This window comes from Shinella yambaruensis, from assembly GCF_050859155.1.
GTDB lineage: Bacteria > Pseudomonadota > Alphaproteobacteria > Rhizobiales > Rhizobiaceae > Shinella > Shinella yambaruensis.
In genome coordinates, this window is the sequence record NZ_CP150638.1 from 4242052 (window position 1) to 4259316 (window position 17265).

Sequence of the window (17265 nt, forward strand, 5' to 3'; positions counted from 1 at the left end):
AAGTCCGCCCCGCCCGCCGAAGGCATCGCGCTCACCATCGGCCGCGACAAGGAGACCCGGCACCACCCGCTGGAGCGCCCGGTCAAGCGCAAGATCGCCAAGGGCCGCCTGGCGCTGGAAGCGCGCATCGACCTGCACGGCATGATCCAGAGCGAGGCGCACGGCTTCCTGCTCGGCTTTCTCATCCGGGCGCACGAGCGGGGCCTGCGCCATGTGCTTGTGATCACCGGCAAGGGCACCTCGCTCGGCAGCGACGGCGCCTTGAAGCGGGCGGTGCCGCTGTGGTTCTCCCTGCCGGAGTTCCGGCCGCTGATCTCCTCCTACGAGCCGGCGGCGCGCAACCACGGCGGCGACGGGGCGCTCTATGTCCGGCTTGCCCGGCACCCGGGAGAAAAACGATGACGACACCCTTCGGCAAGGCCGTGCGGCACCTGCGCGACCGCAAGGGCGTTTCGCAGAAGGACATGGCCAAGGCGCTCGGCGTCAGCCCTGCCTATCTCTCGGCGCTGGAGAACGGCAAGCGCGGCACGCCGAGCTTCGATTTCCTCCAGCGCGTGGCGGGTTACTTCAACGTCATCTGGGACGAGGCCGAGGAACTGTTCCGCATTGCCCGGATTTCCGATCCGCGCGTGGTGGTGGATACGGCCGGCCTGCCGCCGGAATACACCGCCTTCGCCAACCGGCTTTCGGCGGAAATCCGCGACCTGCCGCCTGAGACGGTGCGCCGTCTTGCCGGTATTCTGGAAAAAGCATGCAATAACCGGGTAAAACCCGGCTGATCCCCTGAATTCTGCCGTGTTTGCCCTCTCCCTGATTTGGAACTTGAGGGCAAAATCCCTATATTCAAGGACTTGGAAAGCCGTGATTCGCCGCGCTTCCTGCCTTCCGAAAGAACCCTGGAAAGACGTTTGAATGACTGACACACCCGAGACCGAAAACGGCCCGGCCGAGTATGGCGCAGATTCGATCAAGGTCCTCAAGGGGCTTGATGCGGTGCGCAAGCGCCCCGGCATGTATATCGGCGATACCGATGACGGCTCGGGCCTGCACCACATGGTCTACGAGGTCGTCGATAACGCGATCGACGAGGCGCTTGCCGGCCATGCGGACATCGTGACGGTCACGCTCAATCCGGACGGGTCCGTGACGGTGACCGACAACGGCCGCGGCATCCCGACTGACATACACAAGGAAGAGGGCGTCTCCGCCGCCGAGGTTATCATGACCCAGCTCCATGCCGGCGGCAAATTCGACCAGAACTCCTATAAGGTTTCCGGCGGCCTGCACGGCGTCGGCGTCTCGGTGGTGAATGCGCTTTCGGTCAAGCTGAAGCTGAAGATCCGCCGCGGCGGCAAGATCCACGAGATGAGCTTCACCCATGGCGTGGCCGACGGCCCGCTGGCGGTGACCGGCGACTGCGGCAGCGAGACCGGTACGGAAGTGACCTTCCTGCCCTCGACCGACACCTTCTCGAACATCGACTTCAACTATGCGACGCTGGAGCACCGCCTGCGCGAGCTCGCCTTCCTGAATTCCGGCGTGCGCATCCTGCTCACCGATCGCCGCCATTCGGATATCAAGCAGGACGAACTGATGTACGAGGGCGGCCTCGAAGCCTTCGTGACCTATCTCGACCGGGCGAAGAAGCCGCTGGTCTCCAAGCCCATCGCCATCCGGGGCGAGAAGGACGGGATCACCGTCGAGGTCGCGATGTGGTGGAACGACAGCTACCACGAGAACGTGCTCTGCTTCACCAACAACATCCCCCAGCGCGACGGCGGCACGCACATGGCGGGCTTCCGCGGCGCGCTGACCCGCCAGGTCGTCTCCTATGCCGATACGTCCGGCATCACCAAGAAGGAGAAGGTGACGCTGCAGGGCGAGGACTGCCGCGAAGGCCTGACGGCGGTGCTGTCGGTCAAGGTTCCCGATCCGAAATTCTCCTCGCAGACCAAGGACAAGCTGGTTTCCTCCGAAGTCCGCCCGGCCGTGGAAAACCTCGTCAACGAGGCGCTCTCCACCTGGTTCGAGGAACACCCCGCCGATGCCAGGACGCTTGTCGGCAAGGTGGTCGAGGCCGCCGCGGCCCGCGAGGCCGCGCGCAAGGCGCGTGAATTGACGCGGCGCAAGGGCGCGCTCGACATTTCCTCGCTGCCCGGCAAGCTCGCCGACTGCTCCGAGCGCGATCCCGCGAAATCCGAACTCTTCCTCGTCGAGGGCGATTCGGCCGGCGGCTCGGCCAAGCAGGGCCGCTCGCGCGAGAACCAGGCCATCCTGCCGCTGCGCGGAAAAATCCTCAATGTCGAGCGCGCGCGTTTCGACAAGATGCTCTCCAGCCAGGAGATCGGCACGCTGATCACCGCGCTCGGCACCTCGATCGGCAAGGACGAGTTCAACGCCGACAAGCTGCGCTACCACAAGATCATCATCATGACGGACGCGGACGTCGACGGCGCGCATATCCGCACCCTGCTGCTCACCTTCTTCTTCCGGCAGATGCCGGAGCTGATCGAGCGCGGCCATCTCTACATCGCCCAGCCGCCGCTCTATAAGGTGGCGCGCGGCAAATCGAGCCAGTACCTGAAGAACGAGAAGGCGCTGGAGGATTACCTCGTCGCCGTCGGCCTCGACGATGCGGCGCTGGAGCTCAGCTCCGGCGAAGTGCGTGCCGGCCAGGATATCCTGGAGCTGATCCAGGATGCGCTGCGCCTGCGCACGCTGCTCGACGGCCTGCATTCGCGCTACAATCGCGCGATCATCGAGCAGGCGGCCATTGCCGGCGCGCTCAACCTCGAGCTCAGCCACGACCGCGAGGCCTATGCCGCCAAGGCGGAAGAGGTCGCCCGCCGGCTCGATCTCATCGCCGAGGAGACGGAGCGCGGCTGGACCGGATCCGTCGCCACGGACGGCGGCCTGCGCTTCGAGCGCATGGTGCGCGGCGTCAAGGAATTCGCGCATATCGACATGGCGCTGATCGGCTCGTCCGATGCCCGCCATATCGACCAGCTTTCCGCCCGCTTCCAGGAAATCTATACGGCGCCACCGGTCCTGCGCCGCAAGGATGGCCAGGTCGAGATTTCCGGCCCGCGCGCCCTGCTCGACGCCGTCTTCGCCGCCGGCCGCAAGGGGCTTTCCATGCAGCGCTACAAGGGGCTCGGCGAGATGAATGCCGAGCAGCTTTGGGAAACGACGCTCGATCCGAACGTGCGTTCGCTGCTGCAGGTGCGGGTGTCCGATGCGACGGATGCCGACGGCCTCTTCGCCCGCCTGATGGGCGACGAGGTGGAGCCGCGCCGCGACTTCATCCAGGAAAACGCCCTCAGCGTCGCCAACCTCGATATCTAGGCAAGGGAGCCGCCGAAAGGCGGCTCTCTTTTATCGGGAAGATATTGCTCTCTCCTCCGTCATCCTCGGGTCAAGCCCGAGGATGACGAAAATGGATGGGGCTTAGGCGGCCGTGCGCCCATTGCAAGCCGCCTCAGGGCACGAATTGCCCTTCGGAGACGAACTCTTCCACCTTCTTGCGCCCGCTTGGCACCTCGCGCTTCATGAGGTCCTCGGGCAGCGTCTCCTTCGGGGCGATCTTGCCGATCGCAAGCGCCGCTTCCACGCGGAAACCTTCTGGAATGCCGAGGACTTCTCTCGCCTTCTCCCGGTCGATGCCGCCCATGCCATGGGCATGGTAGCCGGCGCGCGTCGCCTCGAGCGCGAGATAGGCCCAGGCGGCGCCGGTGTCGAAGGCGTGGGTATAGGCCGGGCGCATTTCGCCGGCGGCGTTCTGGCGGTGGGTCTGCGAGATGATCACGGCCAGCACCGCGGCCTTGTCCGCCCAGCGGCGGTTGCCCTCGTCCAGCGTGTTGTAGATCCGCTCGAAGGCCTCGGTGCCGCGATGGCCGTAGACGAAGCGCCAGGGCTGGCCGTTGGCGGCGGACGGTGCCCAGCGGGCCGCCTCGAACAGCGAAAGCAGCGTTTCGTGCGGCATCGCCTCGCCGGTAAAGGCGCGGGGCGACCAGCGGTCGAGATAGATGGGGTCGATGGCGTGGTCCGCGGTGCGGCCGGTCGGATGGGTCATTGCAAGCCTCGAATGTCAGTTTGGCCGGCCGACCTTAGACCCGGCGGCGCGTCGCGCGAAGCGGTAAAATCGCGTTCCTGTCGCATTGTCGAACCGGTGGGGGAGGCAATATAACCCTTCCGACATGTGAGAAACGGCATCGCGAAATGGGAGATATCCGATGAGCCTCAAAGACCCGAGCCTGCTGCGCCAGGCAGCCCTCGTTGGCACCCGCTGGATCGAGGCGGATGGCAGCGGCATCGCCGTGAAGAACCCGGCAACGGGCGAGCTTGTCGGCCATGTGCCGAAGCTCGGCGCCAGGGAGACGAAGGAGGCGATCGACGCCGCCGCCGCCGCCCAGAAGGGGTGGGCCGCCCGCACGGCCAAGGAACGCTCGGCCGTGCTCAGAAAATGGTTCGAGCTGATGGTGGAGAACAAGGACGATCTCGGCCGTATCCTGACGATGGAGCAGGGCAAGCCGCTGGCCGAGGCCACCGGCGAGATCGTCTATGGCGCAAGCTTCGTCGAATGGTTCGCCGAAGAAGCCCGCCGCCTCTACGGCGACATCGTGCCCGGCCACCAGAAGGACAAGCGCATCCTCGTGATGAAGCAGCCGATCGGCGTCGTCGCGGCGATCACGCCCTGGAACTTCCCGAACGCCATGATCACCCGCAAGGCCGGCCCGGCCTTCGCCGCCGGCTGCGCCATGGTGCTGAAGCCCGCCTCGCAGACGCCGTTCTCGGCCATCGCCATCGCCGTCCTCGCCGAGCGTGCGGGCCTTCCCGCCGGCCTCTTCTCGGTCATCACGGGCTCTGCCCGCGAGATCGGCGCGGAGCTCACGGCCAACCCGATCGTGCGCAAGCTCACCTTCACCGGCTCGACGGAAATCGGCGCCGAGCTCTACAAGCAGTGCGCCCCCACCATCAAGAAGCTCGGCCTGGAGCTCGGCGGCAACGCCCCCTTCATCGTCTTCGACGACGCCGATCTCGATGCGGCCGTCGAAGGCGCGCTGATCGCAAAATTCCGCAACAACGGCCAGACCTGCGTCTGTGCCAACCGCATCTATGTGCAGGATGCCGTCTATGACGCCTTTTCCGAAAAGCTCGCCGTCGCGGTCGGCAAGCTGAAGACCGGCAACGGCTTCGACGACGGCGTCGTGCTCGGCCCGCTGATCGACCAGGCGGCGCTCGAAAAGGTCGAGGAGCACGTTTCGGACGCGGTGAAGAAGGGTGGCCGCGTGGTGCAGGGCGGCAAGCGCCATGCGCTCGGCGGCACCTTCTACGAGGCGACCGTCATTGCCGACGTGACGCCCGACATGGCCGTCGCCCGCGAGGAGACCTTCGGCCCGGTCGCGCCGCTCTTCCGCTTCAAGGATGAGGACGACGTCATCGCCCAGGCGAACGACACGGAATTCGGACTTGCCTCCTATTTCTACGCCAAGGAGCTGTCGCGGGTCTTCCGCGTCGCCGAGGCGCTGGAATACGGCATGGTCGGCGTCAACACCGGCCTGATCTCGACGGCGGAAGCGCCGTTCGGCGGCGTCAAGCTTTCCGGCCTCGGCCGCGAGGGCTCGAAATACGGCATCGAGGAGTTCACCGAGATCAAATATGTCTGCCTCGGCGGCATCGCCTGAGGGTCAGGGGACAGGGGAAGACCCGGCCGGCATCGTCCGGCCGGTTTCGTTTGAGAGGGAAAATCGTGGCAGCACCGAAAAACACCTTCAAGGCCGCGCTGCGCGAGGGCCGGTTCCAGCTCGGCCTGTGGGCAGCGCTCGGCAGCGCCTATGCGGCGGAAATCCTGTCCGGCAGCGGCTATGACTGGCTGCTGATCGACGGTGAGCACGGGCCGAACGACATGCCGCTGATCAGCGCGCAGATCGGGGCGCTGCACCGCTCCTCGACCCATGCCATGGTGCGTCCGCCGATGGGCGAGGCTTGGATCCTGAAGCAGTTGCTCGACCAGGGCGCCCAGACCTTCCTCATCCCGATGGTCGAATCGGCGGCCGAGGCCGAGGCGCTGGTGCGCGCGGTGCGCTATCCGCCGCACGGCATCCGCGGCGTCGGCGCCGGCCTCGGCCGCGCGAGCGACTTCAATCGCACGCCGGATTATCTGACGACCGCCAATGACGAGATCTGCCTTATCGTGCAGGTCGAAAGCCGGGCCGGCCTTGCGGCGATCGACGAGATCGCGGCGGTGGAGGGCGTCGACGGCATCTTCATCGGCCCGTCGGATCTTGCAGCGGACATGGGGCTCCTTGGCAATCCCGGCGCGCCGGAGGTGCTTGCGGCGATCACCCACATCTTCGCGCGCACGAAAGCCCATGGCAAGGCGCGGGGCATCATGACCGTGTCGCTGCCGCAGGCGGCGGTCTACCGCGATCTCGGCGCGGATTTCATGGCGATCGGCACCGACGTCAATTGCCTCGTATCGGCCGCCGGGGCCCTGCGCCGCACCTTCCTCGGCGAAGAGGGGACGGAAAAGCGCGGCGGCGGCTACTGACCGTGCCCGCATCTCCGGCCGAATGCACCGATTCGGCTGGAAATACAGCAAAAACAATAATTTATACCCGTATCACTCAACCGGACTTCACCGGAACCGCTCCCGCGATCGCCGTCAGCATCGGCATCGGCACGCCCGGTGTCCAGGCCATGAAGTCGCCGATGCGGCGAACGCGCTTTTCCGCATGGTGGCTGGCAATGTCGCTAAGGCGGTGCTCAAGGAAGGGATTGTCGAAGCGCTCCAGGGTCGCCGCGACATAGGCTTCCGCTTCCCTGCCGAACCCCCGATCGGCAAAGCCGGGCACGACCTCCTCGCTGTAGATCGCCAGAAGCCTCTGCTGCACGCCGGCATCGCCGAGAATGGCCCTCACCGTCTCCTCTGCCGGCCTGTCCTCCGTCATCCAGATGTCCGCCAGCACCGTATGGCCGAGATTGAGGATGTGCAGCTTGAGCTTTTCATGGGGCGTCAGGTCGTCGACGAGCAGAATGGCCGCGTGTCTGCACGGCGCCGTCAGGCCCGGCTGGTTCTCGATCGCCCAGAGCGCATAGGGTTCCGCGATGGCCCCGGTCGGTTCCAGCGGTTCTGAGACGATCCGGTCGACCAGCGTGTTGCCCCAGATCACGCTTTCGCACAGCCAGCTTCGAAAATCGGACTCCGGGTAACGATCGGCTTGCAGGTCGAGGATCAGCCGCTTCAGCACGTCGCCGTTGCGGGAAACGAGTTCGCAGGGCAGGAGGGTCAGCCCGCGCCGGTTCGCCGAAAAACGGTCGTGCAGAAGCGCCAGCAGCTTGCCGGGAAAGGAGGCGGGGACGGCACCGGCAAGGTCGTCCGGCCCCACTGCGTAGCCGGTGTCGCCGGTATTGGAGAGCACGACCTCGGTCTCCTCGCGAAAGACCTGCCGCACCGCGTCCCAGTCGTTTGCCGCCGAAAGCGCGCGCGCGACGCTGGTGACCCATTGCTCGCAATCGATGGCGCGCCCGTCCTTGCGTCCGCGCACGATCACCGGATAGCCGCCCGGCGCCGCGAGCGCGGCAAGCCGGCCCGCGCGCTCCGGGGCGCCCGTGGTCTGGACGACCGTGATGCGGCCGAGCGCTTCGCCCCTCTCCAGCGCTTCGCCGATGAAGAGGTCCGCATGCGCCTGCAGGAAGCGGCTGGTCCCGAATTGCAGGATGGGCGTACCCATGCCGTCCTCGTCAGTTGATCGATTGAAGGAGCGTTTCGCGCGCGGATTTCAGATGCTGCCGGCAGGCCAGCTCGATCTCGATCGGATCGCGCGAGCGCAATGCCGCGATATAGGCAAGGTGCTCTTCCAGGGCCCGGGCATTGCGCTCGCGGGCATTCGTCTTGTTCCACTGGTAGTGGTAGTGGAAGACGATGGCGATGACGTCGTAGAAATCGACGATGAAGCGGTTCTTCGAGGCCCGGTGCACGAGGAGGTGGAAGCGCTCGTCGAGCTCGGAGAAATCCCGGTAGCGGTTTTCGATATCGGCGAGGATCGCGTGGTGTACCGCCTCGATCGCGTCGAGTTCCCGCCAGGCCGGATGATCTTCCGGCAGGCGGGCGAAGGCGGTGGCCGAGCGCAGCTCGAACATCTCGCGCACTTCCGTCAGCTCCAGCGCGAAGTCCCGGGTGAAGCCCTTCAGCACCCAATGGCTGTTCGGCCGTTTCTCGATCAGGCCGAAGCGGCTGAAGCGGATGAGGAATTCGCGCACGCTCGTCGTGCCGATGCCGATCTCGCGGGCGAGTTCCAGTTCGTTGATCTGCATGCCCGGCTCGGCGCCGCCGGCAAGAATCCGTCGCATGAAGCTGCGTTCGATGATCTCGGAGAGCGAATCCGTTTCCTCGGTCGGAAAATAATCGGCGGCGAGCGGCTTGCGCAGCACGACCTTGCGCCGCTTCTCCCAGGTGAGAAGGCCGACCTCCTCCAGCCGGGTCAGGATCGCGCGAACGGTCGTGCGGCTGACGCCGAGCGTTGTGCCGAGTTCCGGCTCCGAGGGCAGGTTTGCCGTCTGCTCCAAGAGCTTCAGGCAGCGATTGAAGGCGTCCTTGAAGACGGTGTTCTGCTTGGCCATGGGTGCCGCCGGTTCTTTGGTCTGTTGCGTCCCTTGCGGGCTGACCGGGCGAAAGGCCGGACGCGGGCCGCCTGAAGCGCCGGCGTCGTCATCCCCCCGTTTCCTCCTTCCCGCATATTACCCATTGACGGCGATCTGTCTATTGTCGATAAAAGACAAAACGTCGGCGGGAGGACGCCGGCGGGGAGGCTCAATGAAGACGCGCACCATCGGCAGGACGGGCCTGGCTGTGACCGAATTCGGCTTCGGCACAGCGGCGCTTGGCGGTCTCTACCGGGCCTGCCCGCGTGACGCGGCGATGGAAACGCTTCAGGCTGCCTGGGACGAGGGCCTGCGCTATTTCGACACCGCGCCCTGGTACGGCTTCGGCCTTGCGGAACGCCGCACCGGGGACTTCCTGCGCGACAAGCCGAAAGGCAGCTGGGTGCTGTCCAGCAAGGTCGGACGCATCATGGTTCCCGTCGCCGACGACAAGGTGCCGAGCTACGGCTATGTCGATCCGCTGCCCTTCGACGTGCGCTATGACTACAGCTATGACGGCATCATGCGCTCCGTCGAGCTCAGCCATGCCCGCCTCGGGCTGAACCGCATCGATATTCTCTATGTGCACGATATCGGCGTCTACACGCACGGTGCCGAGCGCAACGCCTTCCATTTGCGCCAGCTGCTCGAGACCGGTCTGAAGGCGCTGGAGGAACTGAAGGCGTCGGGCGTCATCAAGGCCTATGGGCTGGGCGTCAACGAGGTGCCGGTCTGCCTCGACGTGCTCGGGAATGCCGATCTCGACTGCATCCTGCTCGCGGGCCGCTACACGCTGCTCGACCGCTCGGCTGTCGCGGAACTGCTGCCGCTGTGCGGGAAGAAGGGCACCTCCCTGGTGGTCGGCGGCGTGTTCAATTCCGGCATCCTGGCGACGGGACCGGTGGAGGGCGCGCATTTCGACTACATGCCGGCAACGTCCGATGTCGCGGCCAGGGTCGGCGCGATGATGGCGATCGCGCAGCAAGGGGGCGTGCCGCTCGCCGCGCCGGCGCTCCGGTTTCCGCTCAGCCACCCGGCCGTCGCCTCGGTGCTGATCGGCACCGCGAAGCCGGAGAGCCTGCGCCGCAACATGGCATTGGCACGCATGGACCTGCCGCAGGACATTTACCCGGCTTTCGAGCCGCATACAGTGGTCGCGCCGGACCTCGGGGAAAACGCCGTCCGGCAATGATTTCGATCTGGGAGGATCGCCAGGGCATGTTGAAAGGCATTCATCCGCTGCTTGGGCCGGATCTGCTGCACGCCATCCGGACCATGGGCCATGGCGACGACATCGTCATCGCCGACGCCAATTTCCCGTCGAGTTTCCTCGGTCCGAAGGTCATCCGGGCCGACGGGGTCGATGCCGTGTCGATCACCGAGGCGATCCTTGCGCATATGCCGCTCGATACCTTCGTGCCGCAGGCCGCCTGGCGCATGGAGGTGGTCGGCGATCCCGCGGCGGTGCCCGAGGTCTGCGCGACCTTCCAGGATCTCGTCCACCGGCTGGCCGGCGATTTCACGGTGCACGCGGTCGAGCGCTTCGCCTTCTACGAGATGGCGAGGAAGGCGGCCTATATCGTCGCCACGACGGAGTTCCGCCTCTATGGCAATATCATTCTGAAGAAGGGTGTCGTGCATCCGCACGAGGTATTTCAGGTCTAGTCGCCCCGGCGGCCATCGTTTGGGAGGACGGATGGCATGGACTGGAGCAGTTTCGAGCGCAGCATTTTCGGAAAAACGCCCTCGCTTGCCAGCAAAGGCAGGGAGGTGTAGCCTGCCTGCAAAATGTTTTTTATCGATAAAAGATCGAGTTGCCCGCTTCCCGCGACGCGATCCCAACAGGAACGGGAAGCATTTGAGAGGAGAAACCTGATGAGCATTGTAAGATCGCTTCTGTCTCGCCGCGCCTTCACGGCGCTCGCGGGTGCCGCAGTCCTCGCCACCATGAGCCCTGCCGCGTCCCTCGCGCAGGACGTCACCATCCCGATCATCGTCAAGGACACGACGTCCTTCTATTGGCAGATCGTGCTCGCCGGCGCGCGCGCGGCCGGCAAGGATCTCGGCGTCAACGTGCCGGAACTCGGCGCGCAGTCGGAATCCGACATCAACGGCCAGATCAGCATCCTCGAAAACGCCGTGGCCGGCGGGCCGGCCGCCGTCGTCATCTCGCCGACGGAATTCAAGGCACTCGGCAAGCCGGTCGACGAGGCGGCCAAGTCCGTGCCGATCATCGGCATCGATTCGGGCGCCGATTCCAAGGCCTTTACCTCGTTCCTGACGACGGACAACGTCCAGGGCGGCCGCATCGCGGCAGACGGCCTTGCCGCGGCGATCAAGGCCGCCACGGGCAAGGAAGAGGGCGAGATCGCCATCATCACCAGCCTGCCGGGCGTCGGCTCGCTCGACCAGCGCCGCGAGGGCTTCCTCGACCAGGTCAAGACGAAATATCCGGGCCTGACCGTGGTGGCGGACAAGTATGCGGACGGCCAGGCCACCACCGGCCTTAACATGATGACCGACCTCATCACCGCCAATCCGAACCTCGTCGGCGTCTTTGCCTCCAACCTCATCATGGCGCAGGGCGTCGGCCAAGCGATCGCGGAAAACAAGCTCGGCGACAAGATCAAGGTCATCGGCTTCGATTCGGATGAAAAGACCGTCGGCTTCCTCAAGGAAGGCGTTCTGGCCGGCCTCGTCGTGCAGGATCCCTATCGCATGGGCTATGACGGCGTGAAAACGGCGCTTGCGGTCTCCAAGGGCGAGAAGGTCGAAGCGTTCGTCGACACGGGCGCGAACCTGGTGACCCAGGAGAACATGGCCGATCCGAAGATCGACGCCCTGCTCAATCCGAAGATCTGACCGCTTCCCGCGAAGCGTTTGACGATCCGCCCGCCCGGGCCGCATGATCCGGGCGGGACGCTTTCCACGCAGTCGGGAGGAGACAGCGATGAGCAGCCTGGAAGAGCTCAGCCATCGGCATGAAGACGAGGCGAAGCTCGCCGAATCCGAAGCGGTGCCGCGCGGCGCGCCCATCCTCGAACTGCGTGGACTGCAGAAGAAATACGGCCTCGTGGAAGCGCTGAAACCGGCGACGGTCACGTTCCTCGCCGGCGAGATCCATGCCATCGTCGGCGAGAACGGTGCCGGCAAGTCCACCCTCATCAAGCTCCTGACCGGCGTCATCCGCCGTACGGCGGGCGAGGTGTTCTGGTGCGGCAAGCCCGTGCAGCTCGCCACCCCGAACGAGGCGATTTCCCGCGGCATCAATGCCGTGCACCAGGAGGTCGTGCTCTGCCCGCATCTTTCCGTGGCCGCCAACATGTTCCTCGGCGACGAGATGAACCGCTACGGCCTGATGCGCAAGGCGGCGATGCAGCGCGCGGCCCAGGCGGTGCTCGACGATCTCGGCTTCCAGCTGCCGGCCGCCGCCCTTCTCGGCAGCCTCACCATCGGCCAGCAGCAGCTGGTCGCCACCGCCAAGGCCGCCATGCGCGGCATCCGCTTCCTCATCTTCGACGAGCCGACCGCGTATCTGACGCGCCAGGAATCCGCCCAGCTCTTCCGGCTCATTCGCCGGCTCCGCGACCAGGGCGTGACGATCGTCTATATCAGCCATCGCATGGAGGAGGTCTTCGAGCTGGCCGACCGCGTCTCGGTGCTGCGCGACGGCGCCCATGTCGGCACGCGCCTGATAAGCGAGACCAACGAGAACGAGCTGATCGCGCTGATGATCAACCGTTCGATCGAGCAGATCTACCACAAGGAGAAGGTGCCGGTCGGCAAGGTCATCGTCGAGACGCGCGGCCTGTCCGGACCGGGTTTCAGCGATGTGTCGCTGTCGGTGCGCGCCGGCGAGATCGTCGGCCTCTACGGCCTCATCGGCGCCGGCCGCAGCGAGTTCGCCCTCGGCCTCTATGGCCGCCAGCCGGTCTCGGCCGGCGAGATCTTCTGGGACGGGGCGAAGGTCGATATCCGCAACGAGCGCCAGGCGATGGAGCTCGGCATCGCGCTCGCCCCGGAAAGCCGCCGCGACCAGGGGCTCTGCCTCAACCTGCCGATCGGCCTCAACATCAACCTGCCGGTCTTCAGGAGGCTGAGCTCGGGCCTGACGATCCGCCGCGGCGACGAGGCCGCCAACGCCGACCGGCAGATCCGCGACCTGCGCATCAAGACGCCGTCGCGCCGCGTGCTCGCCTCCGCCATGTCCGGCGGTAACCAGCAGAAGATCGTCATCGGCAAGTGGCTGAGCCATGGCGCGCGGCTGTTCATCTTCGACGAGCCGACCGTCGGGGTCGACGTCGGCACCAAGGCGGAGATCTACCGCCTGTTCGGCGAACTCCTGAAGCAGGGCGCCGGCATCATCCTCATCTCGTCCTATCTGCCGGAAGTCTATGAACTGGCCGACCGGCTGCACGTCTTCAGGGGCGGCCGGCTCGTCGCCAGCCACGACCACCGGGCGGCCACCCATGAGGACGTCCTGACCCAGGCCATCGGCATCTGAACCGCCGCGCGAAAAAAGGGAGAAGAACATGAGCGTGGACACGACGACGGAAAGCGCACCGGCACCCAAGAAGGGCACGAACATCCTGCTCGGCCTGACCCTTCTCGGGCTGCTGCTGTTCCTCTGGCTGCTGCTGGGCGTCTCCACCAATGCCTTCTGGACGCCGAACAACATCAGCAACCTCCTGCGCCAGGGGGCGATGACGGCGATCCTGGCGGTCGGCCAGACCTTCGTCATCATCACGGCCGGCATCGACCTCTCCGTCGGGGCCATCGTCGGCTTCACCAGCGTCATCGTCGCCTGGCTGCTGCAGGCGGGCGTGCCGCTCTGGCTGTCGATCATCCTGACGCTGCTGATCGGCGTCGCCATTGGCGCCTTCCACGGCTTCGGCATCGTGCGCATGGGCCTGCCGCCCTTCATCATCACCCTGGCGACGCTGACCTCGCTGCGCGGCATCGGCCTGCTCATCACCAACGGCGCGACGATCTCGATCAGCCACGAAGGCTTCACGAACTTCTCCCGCGCCGATTTCCTCGGCGTGCCCAGCCTGTTCTGGATGGTCATCCTGGTGGCCATCCCCGCCTTCGTCTTCCTGCATCTCTCGCGCTGGGGGCGCTATCTTTTCGCGGTCGGCTCGAACAAGGAGGCGGCGCGGCTTTCCGGCGTCAATGTCGACCGCACCATCTATCTCGCCTATATCCTGTCGGCCACCTGCGCCGCCTTCGTCGGCCTGTTGCTCGCCTCGCGCATCGGCATCGGCAATGCCACCCAGGCGGAGGGCTGGGAGCTGCAGGCCATCGCCTCCTCCGTCATCGGCGGCACCAGCCTCTTCGGCGCGGTCGGCTCGGTGCACGGACCGCTGCTCGGCGCCTTCATCCTCGCGACCATCAACAACGGCGCGAACCTCCTCAACATCAACTCCTTCTGGCAGCGCATCATCACGGGCCTCCTCATCATCGTCATCGTCTATTTCGACCAGCTGCGCCGCCGCGGAAGCCGTTGAGATGAAAGCTGTCGTCTGTGTGGAACCCGGCCGCCTGGAGGCGGCCGAGCGCGAGAACCCGGCCGGCCTGCCGGAGGGCTGGGTGCGCGTCGCCGTCAGCCATGTCGGCATCTGCGGCACCGATTATCATATCTTCGAGGGCAAGCATCCGTTCCTCGAATATCCCCGGGTGATGGGCCACGAGGTCTCGGCGACCGTCCTCGATCCCGGCACGAGCCCGCTCGCCGCCGGCGCGCCTGTGGTCGTGAACCCCTATCTCTCCTGCGGCACCTGCGTCGCCTGCCGGCAGGGCAAGCCGAACTGCTGCACGGCGATCCGCGTGCTCGGCGTGCACACGGACGGCGCCTTCTGCGAGGAGATGCTGCTGCCGGCGGACAATCTCTATCCGGCCGACGGCCTGTCGCTGGAGGCGGCGGCGACGGTGGAGTTCCTGGCGATCGGCGCCCATGCGGTGCGCCGGTCGCTGGCCCCGGCCGGTTCGCGCGCCCTCGTCATCGGCGCCGGCCCGATCGGCCTCGGCACGGCGCTCTTCTCGCGCATCGCCGGCCACGACGTCACCCTGATGGACACCTCCGCCGAGCGGCTCGCCATGGCGGCGGAGCGCTTCGGCCTGGCAAAGGGCATCCTTGCCGGCCCCGGTGCGGCCGAGGCGGTGCTGGCGGCCACCGGCGGCGAAGGCTTCGACGCCGTCTTCGACGCGACGGGTTATGCGCCATCCATGGAGGCGGCCTTCCACCATGTCGCCCATGGCGGCGCGCTCGTGCTCGTTTCCGTGGTGAAGGAGGACATCCGCTTTTCCGATCCCGAGTTCCACAAGCGCGAGATGATGCTGATCGGCAGCCGCAATGCCACGCGCGCCGATTTCGAGCATGTGATGGCGAACATCCGCGCGGGCCGCGTGCCGGTCGAGGCGCTGGTGACCCATCGCACCACGCTCGAGCGCGTTCCGGTCGACCTTGCCCGCTGGGCGACCGAAAAATCGGGCCTCATCAAGGCCGTCGTGCGCATATCGCCTGAAAGGTGAAACCGCGATGAAAAGCCTGAAATCCGTTCATGCCCGCGAAAGGTTCACAGGTTTAGGATGTCCATGCGGCGTGTTGCCACGCAGCGAAAACATGCTAGTCTTTTCGCATCTGCGGAAACCGGGGTGACACGGTGCAGAGGGCTCTGAGCCCCGCACCCAGAATGGGGTATCGCGTCCGATGTATTATCAGCTCTACGAACTCAACCATGCGGTGATGGCACCCTGGCGCGCCATGGCGGACCAGATGCGTCTCGCCTTCCGCAACCCGCTCAATCCGCTCACCCACACCTATTTCGGCCGCACCATGGCCGCCGGTTTCGAAGTGCTGGAGCGCAGCACCCGGCGCTACGGCAAGCCCGATTTCGACCTTCCGACCACCCTTATCGACGGCCAGAGCGTTTCCGTGCATGAAAAGGTCGTCTGGCAGCGCCCCTTCTGCAATCTCGTGCATTTCGAGCGCTGTCTGCCGGCCGGCCACCGCAAGGACCCGAAGATCCTGATCGTCGCGCCGATGTCCGGTCACTATGCGACGCTGCTGCGCGGCACGGTCGAGGCGCTGCTGCCGCATGCGGAGGTCCACATCACCGACTGGGTGGACGCGCGCATGGTGCCGCTGTCGGACGGCGGTTTCGATCTCGACGATTATATCGACTACGTCATCCAGATGCTGCACGCGCTGGGGCCGGATACCCATGTCATCGCCGTCTGCCAGCCGGCGGTGCCGGTGCTGGCCGCCGTCGCGGTCATGGAAGCCGACAACGATCCGCTGTCGCCCTCCACCATGACGCTGATGGGCGGGCCGATCGACACGCGCATCAACCCGACCGCCGTCAACAAGCTGGCGGAAGAAAAGCCGATCGAATGGTTCCGCGACAATGTCATCATGCCCGTGCCGTGGCCGCAGCCCGGTTTCATGCGCATGGTCTATCCGGGCTTCCTGCAGCTGTCGGGCTTCATGTCGATGAATCTCGACCGCCATGTCATCGCCCACAAGGAATTCTTCGCCCATCTCGTGAAGAACGACGGCGATGCGGCCGAAAAGCACCGCGACTTCTATGACGAATATCTTGCCGTCATGGATCTCACCGCCGAGTTCTACCTCCAGACGGTCGAGACCGTGTTCATGAAGCATGCGCTGCCGAAGGGCGAGATGATGCACCGCTCGCGCCCGGTCGACACGACGGCGATCCGCAAGGTGGCGCTGCTCACCGTCGAGGGCGAGAACGACGACATCTCCGGCGTCGGCCAGACGAAGGCGGCGCAGACGATCTGCACCAACATCCCCGACCACATGCGCATGCACTACATGCAGCCGGATGTCGGCCATTACGGCGTCTTCAACGGCTCGCGCTTCCGCCGGGAGATCGCCCCGCGCATCCTGTCCTTCATCGGCGAGCATGGCCGCGGCGAAAAGGCAAAGCCCGTGACGCCGCGCGTCATCAAGGGCGGCAAGGCTGGCGCGGGCGCCTGATTTTTTGGTCCGCTTTCAGGCACTTGCCCGAATTGTCGGTGCATTGTCTTGAACGCGATCCGCGCTCTGCCCACATCGGATCCACCGGAAACCAGGGTGGTTTCCGCCGATCGTGAGGAAGATTGCACATGAACCAGTCAGCGCTTATTCGTCCGGACTGGACGCCTGCGACCATCGCCCTGATGGTGCTCGGCTTCGTGGTGTTCTGGCCGCTCGGCCTTGCCATGCTCGCCTACATCATCTTCGGCGACCGTCTGAAATCCTTCAAGAAAGACGCCAACGACACCGTCGACGGCATGTTTGCCTCCTGCCGCGGCAAGTTCGGCCGCCGCGCCGGTTCCGCCTTCCGCGGCGCCACCGGCAACGTCGCCTTCGACGACTGGCGTGATGCCGAACTCTCCCGCCTCGACGAGGAACGCCGCAAGCTCGACGAGATGCGCGAGGAATTCGACTCCTACGTCCGCGAGCTTCGCCGCGCCAAGGACCAGGAGGAATTCGACCGCTTCATGCGCGAACGCCGCGCCAAGGGCCAGGGCGACGTGCCGGGTTTCCCGGCGACCTGAGCGGACGATACCGCGTGGAGATAGGGCATTCCGTCCCCACACCTTCCGTCATGGTCG

The 17265-nt window shown here is 65.7% G+C and carries 15 protein-coding genes and 1 pseudogene; 13 read left to right on the plus strand and 3 right to left on the minus strand.

What is annotated here, in order from left to right; genetic code table 11:
- Positions 1 to 57 precede the first annotated feature (57 nt).
- From WMC41_RS20645 to gyrB, 3 genes and pseudogenes are all read left to right on the plus strand, one after another.
- A pseudogene (locus WMC41_RS20645) lies at positions 58 to 402 on the plus strand (Smr/MutS family protein); the annotation flags it as partial.
- Complete coding sequence (locus WMC41_RS20650) at positions 399 to 779, plus strand: helix-turn-helix domain-containing protein (protein ID WP_023513448.1); 381 nt, start codon at positions 399 to 401, stop codon at positions 777 to 779. The pseudogene WMC41_RS20645 and the gene WMC41_RS20650, both read left to right, overlap by 4 nt.
- A 133-nt stretch (positions 780 to 912) precedes the next feature.
- A complete protein-coding gene (gene gyrB, locus WMC41_RS20655) occupies positions 913 to 3345 on the plus strand; it encodes a DNA topoisomerase (ATP-hydrolyzing) subunit B (protein WP_432346072.1) in 2433 nt (810 codons plus the stop codon).
- A gap of 133 nt (positions 3346 to 3478) precedes the next feature.
- On the opposite strand, the gene WMC41_RS20660 is transcribed toward gyrB, so the two are convergent.
- Positions 3479 to 4072 carry a nitroreductase family protein gene (locus tag WMC41_RS20660; RefSeq protein WP_432346074.1) on the minus strand — a complete coding sequence of 198 codons (594 nt, stop codon included), beginning with the start codon at positions 4070 to 4072 and terminating at the stop codon, positions 3479 to 3481.
- Positions 4073 to 4232: 160 nt separating this feature from the next.
- On the opposite strand from WMC41_RS20660, the gene gabD reads away from it, so the two are divergent.
- Positions 4233 to 5684, plus strand: coding sequence for an NADP-dependent succinate-semialdehyde dehydrogenase (gene gabD / locus WMC41_RS20665; protein ID WP_432346075.1), 1452 nt, complete (start codon positions 4233 to 4235; stop codon positions 5682 to 5684).
- A gap of 65 nt (positions 5685 to 5749) precedes the next feature.
- A complete protein-coding gene (locus tag WMC41_RS20670) occupies positions 5750 to 6550 on the plus strand; it encodes an aldolase/citrate lyase family protein (protein ID WP_432346077.1) in 801 nt (266 codons plus the stop codon).
- A gap of 76 nt (positions 6551 to 6626) precedes the next feature.
- Here the strand turns inward: WMC41_RS20670 and WMC41_RS20675 are convergent, their stop codons facing one another.
- Both WMC41_RS20675 and WMC41_RS20680 read right to left on the minus strand, forming a co-directional pair.
- Positions 6627 to 7733 (minus strand): mannitol dehydrogenase family protein, encoded by a 1107-nt coding sequence (locus WMC41_RS20675; protein WP_432346079.1) that lies wholly within the window; start codon positions 7731 to 7733, stop codon positions 6627 to 6629.
- Positions 7734 to 7743: 10 nt separating this feature from the next.
- Positions 7744 to 8622, minus strand: a complete 879-nt coding sequence (locus tag WMC41_RS20680; RefSeq protein ID WP_288082257.1) for a GntR family transcriptional regulator — start codon at positions 8620 to 8622, stop codon at positions 7744 to 7746.
- A gap of 193 nt (positions 8623 to 8815) precedes the next feature.
- Here WMC41_RS20680 and WMC41_RS20685 point away from each other — a divergent pair, with 193 nt between their 5' ends.
- From WMC41_RS20685 to WMC41_RS20720, 8 genes are all read left to right on the plus strand, one after another.
- Positions 8816 to 9835 carry an aldo/keto reductase gene (locus WMC41_RS20685; RefSeq protein WP_432346082.1) on the plus strand — a complete coding sequence of 340 codons (1020 nt, stop codon included), beginning with the start codon at positions 8816 to 8818 and terminating at the stop codon, positions 9833 to 9835.
- 26 nt (positions 9836 to 9861) lie between these two features.
- The gene (locus tag WMC41_RS20690; protein WP_244770770.1) at positions 9862 to 10308 is read left to right on the plus strand and encodes an RbsD/FucU family protein; all 447 of its coding nucleotides are present in this window, start codon (positions 9862 to 9864) and stop codon (positions 10306 to 10308) included.
- A 210-nt stretch (positions 10309 to 10518) separates the two neighbouring features.
- On the plus strand, positions 10519 to 11505 hold the full coding sequence (locus WMC41_RS20695; RefSeq protein ID WP_244770771.1) for an ABC transporter substrate-binding protein: 987 nt from the start codon (positions 10519 to 10521) through the stop codon (positions 11503 to 11505).
- An 88-nt stretch (positions 11506 to 11593) separates the two neighbouring features.
- Entirely contained in the window at positions 11594 to 13147 is a 1554-nt protein-coding gene (locus WMC41_RS20700) for a sugar ABC transporter ATP-binding protein (RefSeq protein WP_432346085.1), read from the plus strand.
- A gap of 28 nt (positions 13148 to 13175) precedes the next feature.
- Positions 13176 to 14150, plus strand: a complete 975-nt coding sequence (locus tag WMC41_RS20705) for an ABC transporter permease (protein WP_244770773.1) — start codon at positions 13176 to 13178, stop codon at positions 14148 to 14150.
- Between the two features lies 1 nt (position 14151).
- On the plus strand, positions 14152 to 15174 hold the full coding sequence (locus tag WMC41_RS20710; protein ID WP_432346088.1) for a zinc-binding alcohol dehydrogenase family protein: 1023 nt from the start codon (positions 14152 to 14154) through the stop codon (positions 15172 to 15174).
- Positions 15175 to 15352: 178 nt separating this feature from the next.
- On the plus strand, positions 15353 to 16645 hold the full coding sequence (phaZ, locus tag WMC41_RS20715; protein WP_272807154.1) for a polyhydroxyalkanoate depolymerase: 1293 nt from the start codon (positions 15353 to 15355) through the stop codon (positions 16643 to 16645).
- A gap of 128 nt (positions 16646 to 16773) precedes the next feature.
- The gene (locus WMC41_RS20720; RefSeq protein WP_244770776.1) at positions 16774 to 17208 is read left to right on the plus strand and encodes a DUF2852 domain-containing protein; all 435 of its coding nucleotides are present in this window, start codon (positions 16774 to 16776) and stop codon (positions 17206 to 17208) included.
- The last annotated feature ends 57 nt before the right edge of the window (positions 17209 to 17265 follow it).

Coding starts and splice junctions, on each gene's coding strand:
- WMC41_RS20690 (WP_244770770.1), top strand. CDS start 9,862: ATGTTGAAAGGCATTCATCCGCTGCTTGGGCCGGATCTGCTGCACGCC.
- WMC41_RS20705 (WP_244770773.1), top strand. CDS start 13,176: ATGAGCGTGGACACGACGACGGAAAGCGCACCGGCACCCAAGAAGGGC.
- WMC41_RS20660 (WP_432346074.1), bottom strand. CDS start 4,072: ATGACCCATCCGACCGGCCGCACCGCGGACCACGCCATCGACCCCATC.
- WMC41_RS20680 (WP_288082257.1), bottom strand. CDS start 8,622: ATGGCCAAGCAGAACACCGTCTTCAAGGACGCCTTCAATCGCTGCCTG.
- phaZ (WP_272807154.1), top strand. CDS start 15,353: ATGTATTATCAGCTCTACGAACTCAACCATGCGGTGATGGCACCCTGG.
- WMC41_RS20710 (WP_432346088.1), top strand. CDS start 14,152: ATGAAAGCTGTCGTCTGTGTGGAACCCGGCCGCCTGGAGGCGGCCGAG.
- WMC41_RS20650 (WP_023513448.1), top strand. CDS start 399: ATGACGACACCCTTCGGCAAGGCCGTGCGGCACCTGCGCGACCGCAAG.
- gyrB (WP_432346072.1), top strand. CDS start 913: ATGACTGACACACCCGAGACCGAAAACGGCCCGGCCGAGTATGGCGCA.
- WMC41_RS20700 (WP_432346085.1), top strand. CDS start 11,594: ATGAGCAGCCTGGAAGAGCTCAGCCATCGGCATGAAGACGAGGCGAAG.
- WMC41_RS20685 (WP_432346082.1), top strand. CDS start 8,816: ATGAAGACGCGCACCATCGGCAGGACGGGCCTGGCTGTGACCGAATTC.
- WMC41_RS20675 (WP_432346079.1), bottom strand. CDS start 7,733: ATGGGTACGCCCATCCTGCAATTCGGGACCAGCCGCTTCCTGCAGGCG.
- WMC41_RS20720 (WP_244770776.1), top strand. CDS start 16,774: ATGAACCAGTCAGCGCTTATTCGTCCGGACTGGACGCCTGCGACCATC.
- gabD (WP_432346075.1), top strand. CDS start 4,233: ATGAGCCTCAAAGACCCGAGCCTGCTGCGCCAGGCAGCCCTCGTTGGC.
- WMC41_RS20695 (WP_244770771.1), top strand. CDS start 10,519: ATGAGCATTGTAAGATCGCTTCTGTCTCGCCGCGCCTTCACGGCGCTC.